This window comes from Gammaproteobacteria bacterium, from assembly GCA_029880545.1.
GTDB lineage: Bacteria > Pseudomonadota > Gammaproteobacteria > Acidiferrobacterales > SZUA-150 > JAOUOD01.
On the sequence record JAOUOD010000002.1, the window covers coordinates 135634 to 151487 of the forward strand.

The following is a 15854-nucleotide window of genomic DNA, read 5'->3' on the forward strand; positions in this document are numbered from 1 at the left end:
TACACAGTTGACAAGATTCTGGATGTAACAATATGTGGTTTTCCAAATACGCGGCACCGGTCATTTTTTACCCCTTCGCCGGCAAACTCATTCCCTGGCTGGGCGCCATCACCGCGATACTGTTCGGTTATGGCATGTACACCGGGTTTTTCGTGGCACCGGCGGACTACCAGCAAGGCGAGTCGTACCGGATCATGTTTATCCATGTCCCATCTGCGTGGATGTCCATGTTCATCTACGTGGTCATGGCGGTATCAGGCGCCATTGCCCTGGCATGGAAAACACGATTATCAGAAATCCTGGCTTCGGCCTGCGCCCCCATCGGCGCCTCTTTCACTTTTATCGCCCTGATTACCGGGTCGCTGTGGGGCAAACCCATGTGGGGCACCTACTGGGTCTGGGACGCGCGATTGACCTCTGAACTGATCTTGTTGTTCTTGTACCTGGGTTACATGGCCCTGGAAGCCAGTATCGATGACCCGCGACGGGCGGCACGGGCGTCCGCCATCCTGGCGCTGGTAGGTGTCATTAACATCCCCATCATTCACTTCTCCGTGGAGTGGTGGAACACCCTGCACCAGCCGGCATCCATCAGCTCGGTGAGCAAGGCGGTCAAACCGTCGATTCACCCAAGCATGCTCATACCCTTGCTGGTCATGTTTGTCGCCTGCAAGACCTATTTCTTCACCGTGGTACTGATGCGCATGCGTCACATCATCCTGGTGCGAGAACGCCATACCAGCTGGTTACGCGACCTGCCGGAGCTGAAATCATGAACTGGAACGAATTCTTCAACATGGGTGGCTACGGCTTTTTCGTCTGGACCAGCTATGGCGTCACCGCCGTTGTGCTGATTGCCAATATTGTCGGTGCACGCGTGCGCCACAAACAGGAAATCACCCGACTCAAACAACAGATTGCACTAGAGCAGGAATCATGAAACCGCGTCACAAGAAATTTGCCATTATTATCTCGGCCGTAATCGGCGTCAGTGTTGCTTCGCTGTTTGTGCTGGATGCATTCAAGAGCAACCTGGTGTTTTTTCATTCACCGTCTGATGTCATGGCCGGCAAGGCGCCGATGCAGAAGATCTTTCGCCTCGGCGGCATGGTCAAGGAAGGCAGCGTGGTCAAAAGCGGTGACGGTCTCAGCGTGAGCTTTGTTGTCACTGACTTCGCCAAGGATATTGCCGTCAGTTACAAGGGCATCCTGCCGGACCTGTTCCGTGAAGGTCAGGGCGTGATCACGCAAGGCAAGATGGCGAGCCTGGAAAGCCAGTTTGTTGCTGATGAGGTACTGGCCAAGCACGATGAAAACTACATGCCGCCCGAAGTAGCAGACGCGATGAAACGCGCCAAGGAAGCCAAGCAGGCGGAGACAGCCGCAGGTGAGACAAAACAATGAAGAAGTTCCTGATACCAATTATTGCCTTTGTGGCCATCGGCGTATTGCTATACATCGGCCTGTCGCTGAATCCACGACATATTCCGTCGCCACTGATCGGCAAGCCACTGGGCGAGTTCTCATTGCCAACCGTGCACGACGAATCAAAAATGCTTGGCAAAAAGGATTTGCTCGGACGCGTGTACCTGTTGAACGTCTGGGCATCCTGGTGTGTTGCCTGTCGCCAGGAGCACCCGTTATTGATGGAAGTTCAGCGCCAGAACCTGGTGCCAATAATTGGCGTCGATAACAAGGATGAGCGCGCCGATGCGCTGGCCTTTTTGCAGCAGATGGGCAATCCCTATGAACAATCCGTTGCCGACCGGAACGGCCGGTTCAGTATTGATCTTGGCGTTTACGGCGTACCGGAAAGCTTTGTCATCGACAAGAATGGCATGATCCGCTACAAGCACATCGGCCCGATCGATCAACAATCACTGTTCCAGACTATTTTGCCATTGGTGCACAAGCTCAGGCAGGAATAGACGGTTCACAAAGAATTCCCGAAAGAATCTTTCAAAGAGTTTCGTGGAAACAAAAAAGGGCAAGCGAAGCTTGCCCTTTTTATTTGCACCGGGTGATGTGTCAGCCGGTTACTGGCTCATGCGTCGCTTGGCCTCGTCAATACCACGCTGCACTTCCTGCCTGGCCGGGTTGTCCATCGGCAGGTTGTCCATGGTTTTGTTCCAGTACTCGATCGCCTTGCCGTATTCCGACTTCTGAAAATGCGCAATACCCTTGAACCACAAGGCACTGGGTTCAGTGGGTCGCAGTTTCAGCAGGCGATCATACAACTCGGCGGTCTTGCCTCCGGTATTGCCCGGTTCTGCCGCATAGGACAGCGAAGCGTATTCGGCCAGCGCGCTGACATCGTCAGGCAGCAGGCGGTAGACCTGGGCCATGGCATCGCGAGCTTTGTCCATCTGCCCCAGCACCTGGTAGGACCGAACCAGGCGTTTCCAGCCATCAACGTTGTCCGGGTCTGTTTTCATCTTTTCAGCAAGGCGCCCGACCATCTCGGCGACCTGCGTCGACATGCCGGCACCGTCCTGGTGCGGGTTTTGCTGTTGCTGGGCATGGTTACGGATGTCGTCCTGGCTTATGGGTTGCTGAAACACACCCAGGTAAAGACCGGCACCCGCCGCCAAAATCAGGACCGCGGGAATAATCAACATGCGTGATTTGCCGGTGTCGGCTACTTCAGCGGCACCATCAACCTGATCAAGCTGCTGCAATACCCTGGACAGCTCAAGTTCAATACGACTGACCTCGGCTGCGGCCATGGTCGCATCCATGGCGCCATCAGCCTGTTCCTGCTCGACCGCCGCCAGCTGTGCCAACAAACGGTCACGCAGCAGTTTCAACCCTTCGTCCGAAGCACCGGTGATACCGCCCTGACGGCGCCATAGCGGCCAACTGATAACTGCAACACTGCCCAGAAACACAATAGCTGCCCATACGTAAATACCGGTCATACACCCCCCTTTTCACGCAAGGCTCGGATTCGTTCACGATCTTCTTCACTCACCGCGGTTGCGGCATCTGTAGTATCGGCTGTGTCACGTGCACCGGATCCGGAACCAAGCCGGCTGCGCAGGTACACCGCTGCTGCCAATACCGCCAACACCACCAGGATCGCCGGCAGCAACCACAACACGGTGCCGGTGCCGCTGTAAGGCGCCTTCATCAATACAAAGTTGCCATAGCGCTCTACAAAATACTGGACAATATCGCTGCGCGATTTACCCTGTTCCAGCTGTTCGCGGATAATCACGCGCATGTCCCGCGCCAGTTCGGAATTGGATTCCGATACCGGCTGGTTCTGGCACACGGCACAACGCAGATCCTTGGCGATGTCCAGCATCTCGCGATGCATCGGGTCTTCCTGAACCGCATCTTCAGCCTTCACCGGCCCCGGCAGTGCTGCATCTTCGGCCATAGCAGGGATCGACATCATCAGGGCCAGCAGCCCTGCAACCATAAGCCTATGCATGGGCCACCTCCCCGGCACTTTCTGTCTTGCGCCGGCTGAGACGACTGCTTAATGCGTACAGGCTGCCAAACATGGCAATCAGTCCACCCCACCAGATCCATTGCACCAGCGGGTTAACATAGGCATGCACCGCCCAGCGTTGTCCATCGGTCTCGTTCAGAACAATATAAACGTCACGGAACAGGTCAGAATCAATACCGGTTTCGGTTGTTGGCGCTGCCTGGCGCGGGTACTTGCGCCGCTCCGGCAAGACCTCGTGGCCACCGTCCATAATCGTGAACTTGCCCTGGATCGAGTCGTAGTTGTCCTTGGTGAACTGGGTAACCCCGTCAAAGCGGATACGCTCGCTACCGACTTCAATAATTTCACCCTGGATCATGGTAACCGACACTTCAGACCGGAACAGTCCGGATCCCACCAGCCCGATAGCCATAATCAGGATACCCAGGTGCGCAGTCATGCCGCCCCAGTAACGACGGTTACGCACAACAATCTGTCCTACGGCAACCGGCAGTGACTCCTGTTTCTGCTGCCGGCGCGGAGCCGCCAGCCTGAACAAGTCGGAAACTATTACCACTACGCCAAACGCCACGGTAAAAATAGCCAGCGCCGCGATCCAGCCCAATGGCTGCCAGACCACCATGCTCGCAGCCGTAATCAACACGGCAACACCCAAAGGCAGCCACAACCGCTGCTTCAGCCTGGCAATATTGGCCTTACGCCAGGGAATCAACGGCGCCGCCGCCATTAACACGGCCACCAGGATAAAGATCGGCACCATGACACTGTTGAAGTAAGGTGCGGCAACGGTGATCTTGTCACCGGTAATGGCTTCCAGTGCCAACGGGTAGAGCGTACCCAGCAGCACGCAGACGCAAGCGACGGTAAATACGACGTTGTTCCAGACAAACATGGATTCTCGCGAAACCAGCGATGCGATGTTTTCCTGCGCCTGCTGGTAGCGTCCCTTGGTCATGAAAATGCCGAATGAAATCGTCAGCACCAGGATCATGAACGTCAGGATGTAGACGCCGCGACCAGGATCAACAGCAAAGGCGTGAACCGACGACAATACGCCCGAACGCACCAGGAAGGTGCCGAGCAATGACAGCGAGAACGTGGTGATGACCAGGAAGATATTCCAGGTGTGCATCATACGCCGGTAATCCTGCACGGTAATGGAGTGCAGCAACGCGGTACCAAGCAGCCACGGCATGAATGACGCGTTTTCCACCGGATCCCAGGCCCAGTAGCCGCCCCAGCCCAGTTCGTAGTACGCCCACCAGCCGCCGAGAATAATGCCACCGGTCAAAAACGCCCAGGCCACCAACGACCAACGACGAATAAACCCGGTCCAGACTGTGCTGTCCCAACGGGTCAGCAGTGCGGCAATAGCAAAGGCAAACGGCACCGAGTAACCCACGTAGCCCAGATAGAGCATGGGCGGATGGAATGCCATGCCCGGGTCCTGCAACATGGGATTAAGGTCATGCCCATCCATGGGTACCGGGAACATGCGCTCAAACGGGTTGGACAGGAACAGCACCAGTCCAAAGAAACCCACCGTCAGCCAGCCCTGTATCGCCAGGATCACAGGCAGTCGATCGGCATAGCGATTGCGCCCGTGCCAGGCCACGATGGCCGTGTACAGCGTCAGGATCCACGCCCACAGGTACAAGGAGCCCTCGTGACTGCCCCACAACGCCGTGATCTTGTACATCAGCGGCAGGGCAGTATTGGAATTTCGGGCAACGTACTGCACCGAGAAGTTGCTGCTGACAAACGCATCCACCAGCACCAGGCCGCCGATACTGGTCAACGCAAAGGTCAACACGGCTGCGGAGATAGAGAGATTGAGAACGCGATGCTTGCCACCCGCCCGAACCAGTAACGGCGTAATACCCTGGATCAAGGCGACCGACATGGCCAGAAAAGCAGCAAAGTGCCCGAGCTCAATCAGGTTAAGCCCAAAATTGCTAAGTTGCATAGCGGATTACCACCTGAACATCTGAATGAAAACCAAAATAGCCGCCACAACATCACGGCCAGAAAATATTTGGCGGTCATTGTACCGGCTCAGCGCACGAAAACCAGTGATGATTTTTTTATGGATAAACAAGATAAGTGCATGACACATCAGACACTTTCATTGATGCAAATGCAGGACATGAATTCACCAATAAGTTGTTCACATTTCCTGTGGATAAGTCTGTGAACAACCGGTATGGTGCGCGATCAAAGCCCTATGACTGCAGGTTTTCAGTTACTTTGAACAAATTTTCATCACCATGATTTTATCTTTTATAATCAATAATTTAAGAATTTACTTAAACACCCGGCTAATAAGGGTAATGCACAAAACAGGCGTCACTGACAAGTCTTGACAGCCTGTGAAAAAGTCATTCCACCAGTGAACAGACCAAGACTCACGCCAAATCAAGCACCTAGACAAAAATGAATCATCCGTCGCCATTCAACACGTCGACACCGGGCCTGCTGGTTCGACTTGTCGCCCTGGCCTACGACTCGCTACTGCTGTTCGCCGTGCTCATGCTGGCCACGTTTCCCTATGTCATTGCTATTGGCGGCCCGCCCGAATCCTTGGTGGCCAAACTGGTTCTACGCACCTGGCTGGTGCTGGTGGCGATCGGATTCTTTGGCTGGTTCTGGACGCACGGCGGTCAAACCCTGGGTATGCGCGCCTGGCGGCTCAAGCTGGTTCGTGAAGATGGTGGCCCCGTGACCTGGTCGGACGCGCTCAAGCGCCTGGCAGCCGCTGTACTGAGCCTGGGCACGGCAGGACTGGGTTACGCATGGATACTGGTAGACAAGAATAGCTGCAGTTGGCACGACCGCCTGAGCCACACACGAGTACTTCGTCTCGCCAAGATCAAAAAGTGACTGGTCAGGCGGCGCGGCGGAACAGGATCGCCGCCAGCAGCAGGAATACCAGCGGCGGCGCGGCGGCGCCCATCAGCGGTGGCCAATCCCGAATCAGGGCAAAAGAGCCGAAACTGAGATTGACCATGTAAAACGCAAGTGCAATCAATATACCAACAAAAATACGTGAACCCATATTGGCCGCACGCAGAGGTGAAAACACGAACGGGATCGCCAGCAATAACATGACCGCCATCGCCAACGGCGAAAACAGTTTGCGCCAGAATGCCAGTTCGTATTCATTGGTCTGCTGGAAATTCTGTTTCAAATGAGTGATATAGCGCCGCAACTGCAATAGTGACAGGCTTTCCGGTTTTACCGTAAATACTGTCAACACATCCGGTGTCAGACCGGTCTGCCAGGTCCGGTCATCATATTTATGCGCCCTGACCCGATCCTTGTCGATGTCGCTATGCAATACCTTATTTAATACCCAGTTGCCATTGTCAAAATACGCCCGCTCTGCCTCCGTGTGCGCCTGCAACTGCATATCCTTGTCAAACCGGAATATATTGATCCTGAGCAGGCTCTTGTCCGGCAACACCTCGCGCACATTGATGAATTCATGATCCTGGCGCAGCCACAGGCCAGTGTATTTCTTTTTCGAGAACCCGACTTCCAGCGATTCTGCACGACCCTGCTGCGCCATTTCCTCGGTAACCGGCACCAGGTATTCGCCGATCAGCATACCGCCGATAACAAAGATCATGCCGGTTTTCAGCACCGCACCGCCAACCCGCCAGATGGATACACCGGCGGCGCGCATGGCAATGAGTTCGGAATTGGCGGCAAGGTAGGACAGGCCGACGGTGCTGCCGACCAACGCCGCTGCCGGCATCAACAAGTACAGGCTCTTGGGCTGACTCAGCAGGACAAACTGTACCAGCTCCCACAAACCGAAGTTGGCCTTGCCGACAAACTTGAGGCCATCAACAAAACCAATGAAGCTGAACAACAGGAACAGCAGGGTAATCACGAACACCGTGCCCAGCATCACGGCCTGGCCAATATACTGATCCAGCGTACTAAACAGGCGCACACGCTTCATCGCCGGCTCCACGGCAGCAACGGCAGGTTGTTTTCACGACGCCAGAACAAGTAGAAGGCAAAGATCAGAAACAGGCCGTGCACCCACCACAATCCCAGCCACATGGGCGACTTGCCCTTGTTCAGCATATTGGAGGCAACGCCCAACAGGTTGGAATACAAAAAGAAGACAATAACGGCAATAAACAGGTTACTGAAACGTCCGCGGCGCGGATCTGTATAGGCCAGTACCAGCGCCACCATGGCGAGAATAATCACGGCCACGGGCCGGGCAATACGCCAGTGAATCTGGCTTAACGCTTCGCGACTGCCGGTGTGCCACAACTGCTGTAGCGACATCATGTCCACGTCTCCGGCATTGGCAATCAACTTCGGTGGCCGAATGCGCACCCTGTAACGATCAAAACTGACAAACTGGTAATCCGCCTGCCCCGGCGCACCCTCGTACATGTGCCCGCTCAGCAGAACCAGGTAGCGCTCACCGGTATCCTGGTCAGTCTCGTAAATACCCTGGCTGGCATAGATAGTGCCCTGCCTTTCGCCGTATTTCACATTGGGCGCCAGGCCGCTGATAAAAATATTGCGCAACCGGTAGTTCTTGGTATCCACGTCTTCGACGTAATAAGTTCGACGACTTGGCCAGGTCTCGCTGAAAACGCCGGCGCGAATACCCGAAAACGCCATACTCTGGGTGGAGCTCTGGTGCAGGTATTCAATTTTCAATGCCGCCCAGGGCGATACCCACAAGGACACGCCGGCTACCAGCAGCGCTACCAGCAGCGCCAATGCCAATAGCGGCCGGACCAGCTGCCGAAGACTGATGCCGCAGGCGGACAGCACCGCCATCTCGTTATCACGATACCAGCGACCGGCAGCCAGCAATACACCGAGGAACAGCGCCAACGGCAACAAGGTATCGATTGACTGAATCATTTTCAGCCCGAATATTTCCGCCAGCACCTGGCCGGCGTGGCCACCCACCGTAATCTTGCCCAGTATCCGGGTCATACCCAGGAACAGCATGAAAATAAACAAAATGAGCGCGATGGCGACGGTGTTCGTCGCCGATTCACGAAACAAGGCGCGCTCAATAATCACAAATCCCTACCTTCTTTTGACAAGACACTGGCAGCCATAGACAATCATCCCACTCAAATCGCCCGGGATATACCATGTAACAGGCGTATAGACTATAACATAACCAACCGGCGCACTTTTCCACAGACAAACAGAACAATGCAGAACATGCAGTAACCGAGGCAACAGAAATATCATGATCAAATTTGAACTCAGTAGCGATTCCCCGGCCGAAGACAACAGCGATTGCATCATCGTCGGCGTCTACGCCGATGGCGAGCTCAGCGCCGATGCCGAAGACCTTGACGCCGTATGCGGACACAAGATTGCCAAGTTGTGCAAACAAGGTGACATCAACGGCAAACTGGAAGAAACATGGTTACTACACGACCTGCCCGGACTCAAGTCGCCGCGCGTCCTGGTGGTCGGGCTCGGAAAAAAAGCCGAGTTCGGCCCGGCACGCTACAACAAGGCTTGCCGTGCTGCCGCCTCGGCCCTGGGCCACAACATTGCCAGCGCCGGCAACTACCTGCCCGGCATCGAAATGGATCAGCGCAGCGCTGCCTGGCGGGTTCGCCAGGCAGCGGCCGAATCCATTATTGCCCGCTACCGTTACACGGAAACCAAGAGCAAGACCGAAGATGACAACAGCGAAAACAAGCCGCTGACCACCATCAAGTTGGCGCTGGATGAAGCGGCGGACAATGACTGCCAGGCGGCGCTGATCCAGGGCCAGGCCATAGGTACCGGCACCTGCCTGACCCGTGAACTGGGCAACCTGCCCGGCAACATCTGCACACCCAGCTATCTTGCCAACGAAGCCCGCAACCTGGCCGATCAGTACGACAGCATCAGCTGCACCATACTGGAAGAAGACGAAATGGCTGAACTGGGTATGGATGCACTGTTGTCCGTATCCCGCGGCAGCCGCCAGCCGGCCAAGCTCATTATTATGGAATACCAGGGCGGCAAGAACGGTGACGCACCGGTAGCACTGGTAGGCAAGGGTCTGACCTTCGATGCCGGCGGCATTTCCCTGAAACCCGCCGCTGCCATGGATGAAATGAAATTTGATATGTGTGGTGGCGCCAGCGTGTTTGGCGCACTCAAGGCCTGCGCCGAAATGCAGTTACCGATGAACGTTATTGGCGTTGTACCCAGCTCCGAGAACCTGCCTGACGGCGACGCCAACAAGCCCGGCGACGTGGTTACCAGCATGTCCGGCCAGACTATTGAAGTATTGAATACCGATGCCGAAGGCCGCCTGATTCTGTGTGATGCCCTCACCTATACCGAGCGCTTCAAGCCGGTAGCCGTGGTCGATATCGCCACCCTGACCGGCGCCTGTGTTGTCGCCCTGGGTGCCCATGCCTCCGGCCTGCTGAGCAATGATGATGATCTTGCTGACGAGCTACTCAGTGCTGGCGAAACCAGCTGCGATCGTGCCTGGCGCCTGCCGCTGTGGGATGACTACCAGCAACAACTGGATTCCAACTTTGCCGACATGGCCAACGTCGGCGGCCGCGAAGCCGGTACCATTACCGCCGCCTGCTTCCTGGCACGCTATACCAAAAACATGACCTGGGCACACCTGGACATCGCCGGTACCGCCTGGAACAAGGGCAAGGGCAAGGGTGCCTCCGGTCGCCCGGTCGGCCTGCTCACCGAGTTCCTGATGAAACGCGCCGGTGTAAGCTAGGGCCGGCGCAGCACACGGATGTATCACGGCGAAAAATTCAACAGCATCAGCCACCTGGTAGGTGCGGTGCTGTCACTGGTCGGCATGACCGTGCTGGTGACGCTGGCAATCCAGCAGGGCGACCCGTGGAAAATTGTCAGCTTTGCCATCTACGGCACGACGCTGTTGTTGTTGTACACGTCATCAACGCTGTATCACAGCCTGCGTGGACCGGGGAAAATCCTGTTCCGCAAGCTGGATCATGGTTCCATCTACCTGCTCATCGCCGGCAGCTATACGCCGTTTACACTCATCACCCTGCGCGGCCCCTGGGGCTGGTCGTTGTTGGCAGTCGTGTGGATACTGGCCATTGCCGGCATTATTCTCGATAACCTGGATATCAACGGCAAACGCAAGCTGCGTGTCACGCTGTATACAATGATGGGCTGGCTGGTAGTCATCGCCGCCTACCCGATGATCCAGAACCTGCCCGTCGGCGGCATCACCTGGCTCGTGGCCGGCGGCCTGCTCTACACCGGCGGTGTCGGTTTTTACGTCTTCGACAAAAAACTCAAACATGGTCACGGCATCTGGCACCTGTTCGTGCTTGGCGGCAGCATCAGTCATTACATGACGGTGGCGTTATACCTGGCATAAGGCAAGCAGCATTTATTGCCTGTCAAATGAATCTGCCCTTGATAATCAAACCAGCCATGCCCGGCACTTGTCACAAGGTTTGTTGCGAGTGTTTGCCGGTCGCCCGGCGACTGCTATCATTTACACCATGAATCGCCCACGCCACACCGGTTTCCTGGTACCGCTGCTTGTCAGTGCACTGGTTTCACTACAGTGGTTCACGCCACATATGCACCTGGTGGCTCAGCACGATCATGACGGCATGCCGCATGAACACGGGGCCCGGATTCATGCAGCGCATAACTTCAGTGCCGCAACACATCATGCCGATGCAATCGATATCGCCACCGACAGCAATACCGGCGATACACATCAAAATGATACACATCAGAATATCGTTGAGCTTGACCAGGAATGCGGCAACCGTATGCAGCATACCGGCAAGGCCACACAGTATGCCCTGCCGTCGTCCGCGCCCGCGTTAAACATCGCTTCGGCCACCATGGCCCGGGACAAGGTTCCGCATCATGACCCGGTCATCGATAACCCGGCCCATTCCCTGGTTCGCTCCCGCGCTCCTCCTGAAATTTCCCTGGTCTAGATCTTTGTCGCTACCGGCGCCATGGCAGCATGGCCCGGCCTGCTTGTTTGCTGCATATTTTCAGAGAGGTAGTTATGGTATTTGAATCCCGATCCTGGCGCTGGCTGGCGGCTACGTTGGCGGCTACGTTGGCGGCGGTTGCCGCCGGCCAGGCAATGGCACACGGCATGTCCGCCGCCGAAAACCAATCCATCATCGAGGGTGGCAACCTGCGCTATATGATCATCGGCGCCACCCACATGTTGTCAGGTTATGATCACCTGTTATTTGTCTTTGGCATTATTTTCTTTTTGACCAGCTTCAGGGATATTGTCAAATACATTACGGCATTTACCCTGGGACACAGCGTCACGCTTATCTACGCAACCTTCAACGGCATCCAGATCAATTACTTCCTGATCGATGCGCTGATCGCGCTGAGCGTGTGTTATATCGCCTTTGCCAATCTCGATGGCTTTAACCGGCATCTCGGTATCAGGCCACCCAACCTGCTGGCCATGATTACCGGCCTCGGGCTGATCCACGGACTTGGCCTTTCCACGCGCCTGCAACAACTTCCGTTATCCGAAAACCATTTATTGATGAATATCATTTCATTCAACATTGGCATTGAGCTTGGCCAGATCCTGGCGCTGACTGTTATGCTGCTGTTGCTGGCCGGCTGGCGCAACATGAAGTCCTTTACGTCCTTCAGCAAGGTATCCAATTTCGGCCTGATCTTTGCCGGCTTGTACCTGTTCCTGGTCCAGATGCACGGCTATTCCCATATCTCTGCGCCGGACGAATTTGGCTTCAGCAGCGATAACCATTACCACGAGCACATGAAGATGGACAATCAATCCGCTGACCAGGCGGGACGCAACAACAGGCACGAATCCATCGACTAACGTACGCAAAAGTTACTCATCTACAGTTTGAGGAGAAAGACATTGAAATCACTGGTTACAGCATTACTCCTGGCATCACTTGCCGTGCTTGCTCCCGCTTTCGCCGGCCCCGGCCATGAACACGAACACGGTCACAGTCATTCACACAAGCCCGTTTCCGCCGACCAGGCAAAACAAAAAGCCGCGGCCAGGATTGCGCAGCTTGTCGAAAAAGGAAAACTGGATACGAGTTGGGCGAAGCTTGACCCGGTAAGCGCGGAAAAAAAACAATATAACGGAAAGACGGAATGGGTTGTGACTTACAAAAACAGCAAGGCAACCGACCCGGCGAAACAGAACCTGTACGTTTTCTTCACCCTTGGCGGCAAGTATCTCGCCACCAACCATTCAGGAAAATAAACCAACGATGGGGCGCGAAAGCGCCCCGTTTTTGTTTTCCAATGACATGTGAATCACAAATCCACGCAGCCGTAATGGACACGATTGAAGTTCGCCGCCCAGATGAACCCGATCAATTTCCAGGATCTGCACAATAATTGTTAGTCATCATCCCCGCCCATCAACCAGCCAATGCCCAGCACCATGAGACCAATCTCGAGCAGGCCTGGACACGATTCTTTCGGGGCGCGGGTTTCCCGGGAGTCTTTGTAAAAGTCATACTCGTCGTACAGGCGCTCGCGATCGAAATACCGTGGTTCATCATCGAACTGCGCATCTTCGGCATCCTCCAGCCTGATGAGGTCGGTCCCGGGTCGGGGCTGGTATAAGTTGTAATCATTATCAGGCCCGTACATGGGCGGGTCCATCCATTCCGCTATCACAAAGCCTGTCAAATGGACGATAAAAGGTAACAATAAATATGCACAAAAACCAACCAAAAAACTGTCAAACCAGTCACCGATAATGCAGGCCACCACAAACCAGAAGATCGAGGCAAGAAATTCCATCGCTACACCTCCAGCCATAACTCGATAAAAAGGCACTTCCAGGGGTTGTCGGACTGCTGCAGCCCGCAGATGTGCGCGCGCAGGGTCTCGCCACGGTCCAGCATCTGGCTGACAGCAACATTGTGCCGGCGCGGCACGTAACCGAGTTTCCAGTTGTCCAGAAAGACGCTCACCGCGCGGCGGTCGTGCGGGTTACCAGGTTCACGACACAAGCTGAGTTCGTCCCCGATTCTGAGATCAGCTTGCAGGAACGGGCCGTTGTAGTACCGGAAACCTGCCACCGGCGAGTGCTGCAGGATTAGCCGTCGCTTCGGCGACGCAGCAGGGACCGCGGGATTCGCCGCTGCCGGTAGTTGCGGTGCCACAAAGCCCAGACCAGCCAAGCCTGCCAACCGTCCCAGAAATCCGCGTCGTTTCATGACATCACCCTCACGCAATAATTGCCATAATCGGGCACAGCCTAACCCGGACGCTGGCTCACTGGGTGAGCCCGTATGACAGGCAGGGCATCAAGACCGCCGGGCTGTTTTTAGCAAGACATTGGCTTCAGGAGTGTTCTTCGGGCAACGTGGTAATGCTCGACGGCGCTCACCAGGTTGGCCAATAGCAGGCCCTGTGACAGGAAAAACACCAGCGCCGCGGGATAAAACGCGATTGATGACACCAGGTAATGCAGCGCCAGGAGTATTAGCGATGACAAGTGCAGATAGAATTGCACGCGGCTCAGTTGATCGGACGCCAGTTGTTTCATATTGGGCACGGTGCTTTGTGGCAAGCCTTGTTGTTGCCGGATCAGGTTGAGATGCAACCAGGCAATAAACGGGACAATCCTGTACATCATGCCGTTGGCCGCGGAACAGAATGATCCCACCACCAGCACGACACCCAGCAGCATGTCATTTGCTTCCAGGCCAAGCCTGTCTCTCGCCAGCCACAATACACAGGCAAGCATCATGCTGGTAAAGGCCAGGTACCAGAACAGCACGCCAACGTCCTTCAGCTTGCGCTTGCGGCTCCACAACAACACCAGGCTGGTGGCGGAGAACATCATTATCACCAGGGCAACAACGATGTTTCCGGACAAGGCGAGCCAGGGCTCAAAAAACGATTGCCCGATAGTCATCAACACCAGGCCCGTCACTGCTGTCCAGGCCAGCGCCTTTCGATGCCAAAGCGGGTACTCGCGCGTGATCTGGAACATGGGTATGACCTGGTAGGCAACCGCCATCAGCAGCAGTATCACCCAGCCGGTCAAACCCCAGTTCATATGAAGTGACGTCAACTCACGAGTGAATATGGAGCCGGCTCCTGCAGATGTGATTGACAGGCCCGTACCCAGCACAACCGTTACAAGCAAGGCGCCCAGCGCCAGCAGCATTGTCGTGCGTGTAGCATGCGCGCTCACGGATACCGCCAGGCAGTGCCCCGACATCACTATAAAGAGGAAAATTGACAGCCCGAGCAGTACAGATGCCGACACAAACAGCAACGAAAAACCGGTCAGCCAGGCCGATACCAGGCTGGCAATGCCGGTCAATAACCCGAAATATACCGATACACTGAATAACCGCGCTGCCGGAACCGGCGTGCCCAGCAGTACCGGCAACAATTGCTGCATGGCGCCAACCATGGTCATGAGCAAAAAACCCAGCGTCAGCATATGGGTGACGGCCAGGCTTTCTGCTGACCAGCGATTGAAAAAGGGCTCGGGTCCGAACCACAACAATACAAGCGCAGCCAGCATTCCAAATGCCGGTGCCGAAAGAATAAACGGGATCGGAACAGAAAATGCCGGGGTCTGCTGTAATGACAGGCTGGCAGGCATTAACTTACTCGTCGAACTCGGCCACCACCGCCGCCTCGGCCTCGGTATCACCGACGCGCCAGACAAGCAACTCAACCGCGGTCACGCTGCCCTGCCGCTGCCTGAACCCAAACCCCGATTGCTGCAATTGCTCGTACAACAGGCACGGGTCACGCCGATGACGCAGGCACAGGTATTCACCGGGCTGTAACTGACTCACCGCCTCGGTTGCCATCACCAGCGGGTCGGGCGGCTCCATGTCACTGACATCCAGGAGTACTTGCCTGGCCATTACTCGTGCCAGCCACTGAAGCGGGCATGAAAGTCTTCGGCAGAGCTTGCCAGCACCCGGTCAATCATCGGGTACAGCACCTGCTCTTCCTTGGCGTTGTGCTGCTGCATCAGGATCAGCAAGGTCTCGGATGTACCGAGCAGACCGTCACGGTCCCGCGCTTCCAGCAGTTGCTCAAGCTGTGCGAACAACTCCCGCATCTGCTCATGCTCGCTCCGCATTACCGAAATCGGACCCGCCGCCATGCTCATGGCCTTTTCCAGTGCCGGAAACAACACCTCTTCTTCCATTGCCAGGTGTTTTTGCATCAGGCGGACAAACCTGTCCAGCGTGTATTCCAGTCCTGGCCAATCCTGCTTTTCGGCAGCAGCCTCCACTGCCGCAAACACCTCATCACATTCCTTGTGATTCGCCGTCATCATGTCACTTGTATCCATAAACCCGGCCCTCTTTCCAAGCCCCGTTGACGATTTCCGCAAAATTCACAATAGATGTATATAGTATACTAC

Annotated in this window: 20 protein-coding genes; 10 read left to right on the forward strand and 10 right to left on the reverse strand. The window is 55.5% G+C overall.

What is annotated here, in order from left to right:
• Positions 1-32 precede the first annotated feature (32 nt).
• Genes OEZ10_02685 through OEZ10_02700 form a run of 4 tightly spaced genes read left to right on the forward strand, consistent with a single transcriptional unit; the run spans position 33 to position 1928 of the window.
• Positions 33-776, forward strand: a complete 744-nt coding sequence (locus OEZ10_02685; protein MDH5631877.1) for a heme ABC transporter permease — start codon at positions 33-35, stop codon at positions 774-776.
• Positions 773-940 carry a heme exporter protein CcmD gene (gene ccmD / locus OEZ10_02690; GenBank protein MDH5631878.1) on the forward strand — a complete coding sequence of 56 codons (168 nt, stop codon included), beginning with the start codon at positions 773-775 and terminating at the stop codon, positions 938-940. Before OEZ10_02685 ends, ccmD begins: the two co-directional genes overlap by 4 nt.
• On the forward strand, positions 937-1404 hold the full coding sequence (gene ccmE, locus OEZ10_02695) for a cytochrome c maturation protein CcmE (protein ID MDH5631879.1): 468 nt from the start codon (positions 937-939) through the stop codon (positions 1402-1404). Before ccmD ends, ccmE begins: the two co-directional genes overlap by 4 nt.
• The gene (locus OEZ10_02700) at positions 1401-1928 is read left to right on the forward strand and encodes a DsbE family thiol:disulfide interchange protein (GenBank protein MDH5631880.1); all 528 of its coding nucleotides are present in this window, start codon (positions 1401-1403) and stop codon (positions 1926-1928) included. The genes ccmE and OEZ10_02700 overlap by 4 nt, the downstream gene beginning before the upstream one ends.
• Before the next feature lie 108 nt (positions 1929-2036).
• On the opposite strand, the gene OEZ10_02705 is transcribed toward OEZ10_02700, so the two are convergent.
• The 3 genes from OEZ10_02705 to OEZ10_02715 are packed head-to-tail and all read right to left on the reverse strand — an operon-like array spanning position 2037 to position 5423.
• Positions 2037-2918 (reverse strand): hypothetical protein, encoded by an 882-nt coding sequence (locus OEZ10_02705; GenBank protein MDH5631881.1) that lies wholly within the window; start codon positions 2916-2918, stop codon positions 2037-2039.
• A complete protein-coding gene (locus OEZ10_02710; GenBank protein MDH5631882.1) occupies positions 2915-3436 on the reverse strand; it encodes a cytochrome c-type biogenesis protein CcmH in 522 nt (173 codons plus the stop codon). The genes OEZ10_02705 and OEZ10_02710 overlap by 4 nt, the downstream gene beginning before the upstream one ends.
• Complete coding sequence (locus OEZ10_02715) at positions 3429-5423, reverse strand: heme lyase CcmF/NrfE family subunit (protein MDH5631883.1); 1995 nt, start codon at positions 5421-5423, stop codon at positions 3429-3431. Before OEZ10_02715 ends, OEZ10_02710 begins: the two co-directional genes overlap by 8 nt.
• Before the next feature lie 467 nt (positions 5424-5890).
• Between OEZ10_02715 and OEZ10_02720 the strand changes: the two genes are divergently transcribed.
• Positions 5891-6337 (forward strand): RDD family protein, encoded by a 447-nt coding sequence (locus OEZ10_02720; GenBank protein MDH5631884.1) that lies wholly within the window; start codon positions 5891-5893, stop codon positions 6335-6337.
• Positions 6338-6341: 4 nt separating this feature from the next.
• On the opposite strand, the gene lptG is transcribed toward OEZ10_02720, so the two are convergent.
• Together lptG and lptF are read right to left on the reverse strand one after the other, a co-directional pair.
• Entirely contained in the window at positions 6342-7424 is a 1083-nt protein-coding gene (lptG, locus tag OEZ10_02725; GenBank protein ID MDH5631885.1) for an LPS export ABC transporter permease LptG, read from the reverse strand.
• Positions 7421-8521 carry an LPS export ABC transporter permease LptF gene (lptF, locus tag OEZ10_02730; GenBank protein ID MDH5631886.1) on the reverse strand — a complete coding sequence of 367 codons (1101 nt, stop codon included), beginning with the start codon at positions 8519-8521 and terminating at the stop codon, positions 7421-7423. The genes lptG and lptF overlap by 4 nt, the downstream gene beginning before the upstream one ends.
• A gap of 178 nt (positions 8522-8699) precedes the next feature.
• Between lptF and OEZ10_02735 the strand changes: the two genes are divergently transcribed.
• The 5 genes from OEZ10_02735 to OEZ10_02755 all read left to right on the forward strand — a co-directional run bounded on the left by OEZ10_02735 (position 8700) and on the right by OEZ10_02755 (position 12701).
• Positions 8700-10199, forward strand: a complete 1500-nt coding sequence (locus OEZ10_02735) for a leucyl aminopeptidase (protein MDH5631887.1) — start codon at positions 8700-8702, stop codon at positions 10197-10199.
• Positions 10200-10217: 18 nt separating this feature from the next.
• Positions 10218-10835, forward strand: a complete 618-nt coding sequence (locus OEZ10_02740; GenBank protein ID MDH5631888.1) for a hemolysin III family protein — start codon at positions 10218-10220, stop codon at positions 10833-10835.
• A gap of 127 nt (positions 10836-10962) precedes the next feature.
• Positions 10963-11415: a hypothetical protein gene (locus tag OEZ10_02745; protein MDH5631889.1), complete on the forward strand. Its 453-nt coding sequence runs from the start codon at positions 10963-10965 to the stop codon at positions 11413-11415.
• Positions 11416-11489: 74 nt separating this feature from the next.
• On the forward strand, positions 11490-12302 hold the full coding sequence (locus tag OEZ10_02750) for a HupE/UreJ family protein (GenBank protein MDH5631890.1): 813 nt from the start codon (positions 11490-11492) through the stop codon (positions 12300-12302).
• A gap of 42 nt (positions 12303-12344) precedes the next feature.
• A complete protein-coding gene (locus OEZ10_02755; GenBank protein MDH5631891.1) occupies positions 12345-12701 on the forward strand; it encodes a DUF6488 family protein in 357 nt (118 codons plus the stop codon).
• Positions 12702-12841: 140 nt separating this feature from the next.
• On the opposite strand, the gene OEZ10_02760 is transcribed toward OEZ10_02755, so the two are convergent.
• The 5 genes from OEZ10_02760 to OEZ10_02780 form a co-directional block, all read right to left on the reverse strand.
• The gene (locus OEZ10_02760; protein ID MDH5631892.1) at positions 12842-13249 is read right to left on the reverse strand and encodes a hypothetical protein; all 408 of its coding nucleotides are present in this window, start codon (positions 13247-13249) and stop codon (positions 12842-12844) included.
• A gap of 2 nt (positions 13250-13251) precedes the next feature.
• Positions 13252-13668: an HIRAN domain-containing protein gene (locus tag OEZ10_02765; GenBank protein MDH5631893.1), complete on the reverse strand. Its 417-nt coding sequence runs from the start codon at positions 13666-13668 to the stop codon at positions 13252-13254.
• A gap of 110 nt (positions 13669-13778) precedes the next feature.
• Positions 13779-15074, reverse strand: coding sequence for a hypothetical protein (locus OEZ10_02770; protein ID MDH5631894.1), 1296 nt, complete (start codon positions 15072-15074; stop codon positions 13779-13781).
• Between the two features lie 4 nt (positions 15075-15078).
• Complete coding sequence (locus tag OEZ10_02775; protein MDH5631895.1) at positions 15079-15345, reverse strand: DUF2249 domain-containing protein; 267 nt, start codon at positions 15343-15345, stop codon at positions 15079-15081.
• Positions 15345-15782, reverse strand: a complete 438-nt coding sequence (locus OEZ10_02780; protein ID MDH5631896.1) for a hemerythrin domain-containing protein — start codon at positions 15780-15782, stop codon at positions 15345-15347. The genes OEZ10_02775 and OEZ10_02780 overlap by 1 nt, the downstream gene beginning before the upstream one ends.
• Positions 15783-15854: the final 72 nt, after the last annotated feature.

Excerpts from the sequence above, each read along its gene's own strand:
- lptG (MDH5631885.1), bottom strand. The coding sequence starts at position 7,424 with ATGAAGCGTGTGCGCCTGTTTAGTACGCTGGATCAGTATATTGGCCAG.
- OEZ10_02740 (MDH5631888.1), top strand. The coding sequence starts at position 10,218 with ATGTATCACGGCGAAAAATTCAACAGCATCAGCCACCTGGTAGGTGCG.
- OEZ10_02715 (MDH5631883.1), bottom strand. The coding sequence starts at position 5,423 with ATGCAACTTAGCAATTTTGGGCTTAACCTGATTGAGCTCGGGCACTTT.
- OEZ10_02710 (MDH5631882.1), bottom strand. The coding sequence starts at position 3,436 with ATGCATAGGCTTATGGTTGCAGGGCTGCTGGCCCTGATGATGTCGATC.
- ccmE (MDH5631879.1), top strand. The coding sequence starts at position 937 with ATGAAACCGCGTCACAAGAAATTTGCCATTATTATCTCGGCCGTAATC.
- OEZ10_02780 (MDH5631896.1), bottom strand. The coding sequence starts at position 15,782 with ATGGATACAAGTGACATGATGACGGCGAATCACAAGGAATGTGATGAG.
- OEZ10_02770 (MDH5631894.1), bottom strand. The coding sequence starts at position 15,074 with ATGCCTGCCAGCCTGTCATTACAGCAGACCCCGGCATTTTCTGTTCCG.
- ccmD (MDH5631878.1), top strand. The coding sequence starts at position 773 with ATGAACTGGAACGAATTCTTCAACATGGGTGGCTACGGCTTTTTCGTC.
- OEZ10_02705 (MDH5631881.1), bottom strand. The coding sequence starts at position 2,918 with ATGACCGGTATTTACGTATGGGCAGCTATTGTGTTTCTGGGCAGTGTT.
- OEZ10_02700 (MDH5631880.1), top strand. The coding sequence starts at position 1,401 with ATGAAGAAGTTCCTGATACCAATTATTGCCTTTGTGGCCATCGGCGTA.
- OEZ10_02765 (MDH5631893.1), bottom strand. The coding sequence starts at position 13,668 with ATGAAACGACGCGGATTTCTGGGACGGTTGGCAGGCTTGGCTGGTCTG.
- OEZ10_02685 (MDH5631877.1), top strand. The coding sequence starts at position 33 with ATGTGGTTTTCCAAATACGCGGCACCGGTCATTTTTTACCCCTTCGCC.
- OEZ10_02720 (MDH5631884.1), top strand. The coding sequence starts at position 5,891 with ATGAATCATCCGTCGCCATTCAACACGTCGACACCGGGCCTGCTGGTT.
- OEZ10_02745 (MDH5631889.1), top strand. The coding sequence starts at position 10,963 with ATGAATCGCCCACGCCACACCGGTTTCCTGGTACCGCTGCTTGTCAGT.
- OEZ10_02775 (MDH5631895.1), bottom strand. The coding sequence starts at position 15,345 with ATGGCCAGGCAAGTACTCCTGGATGTCAGTGACATGGAGCCGCCCGAC.
- OEZ10_02750 (MDH5631890.1), top strand. The coding sequence starts at position 11,490 with ATGGTATTTGAATCCCGATCCTGGCGCTGGCTGGCGGCTACGTTGGCG.
- OEZ10_02760 (MDH5631892.1), bottom strand. The coding sequence starts at position 13,249 with ATGGAATTTCTTGCCTCGATCTTCTGGTTTGTGGTGGCCTGCATTATC.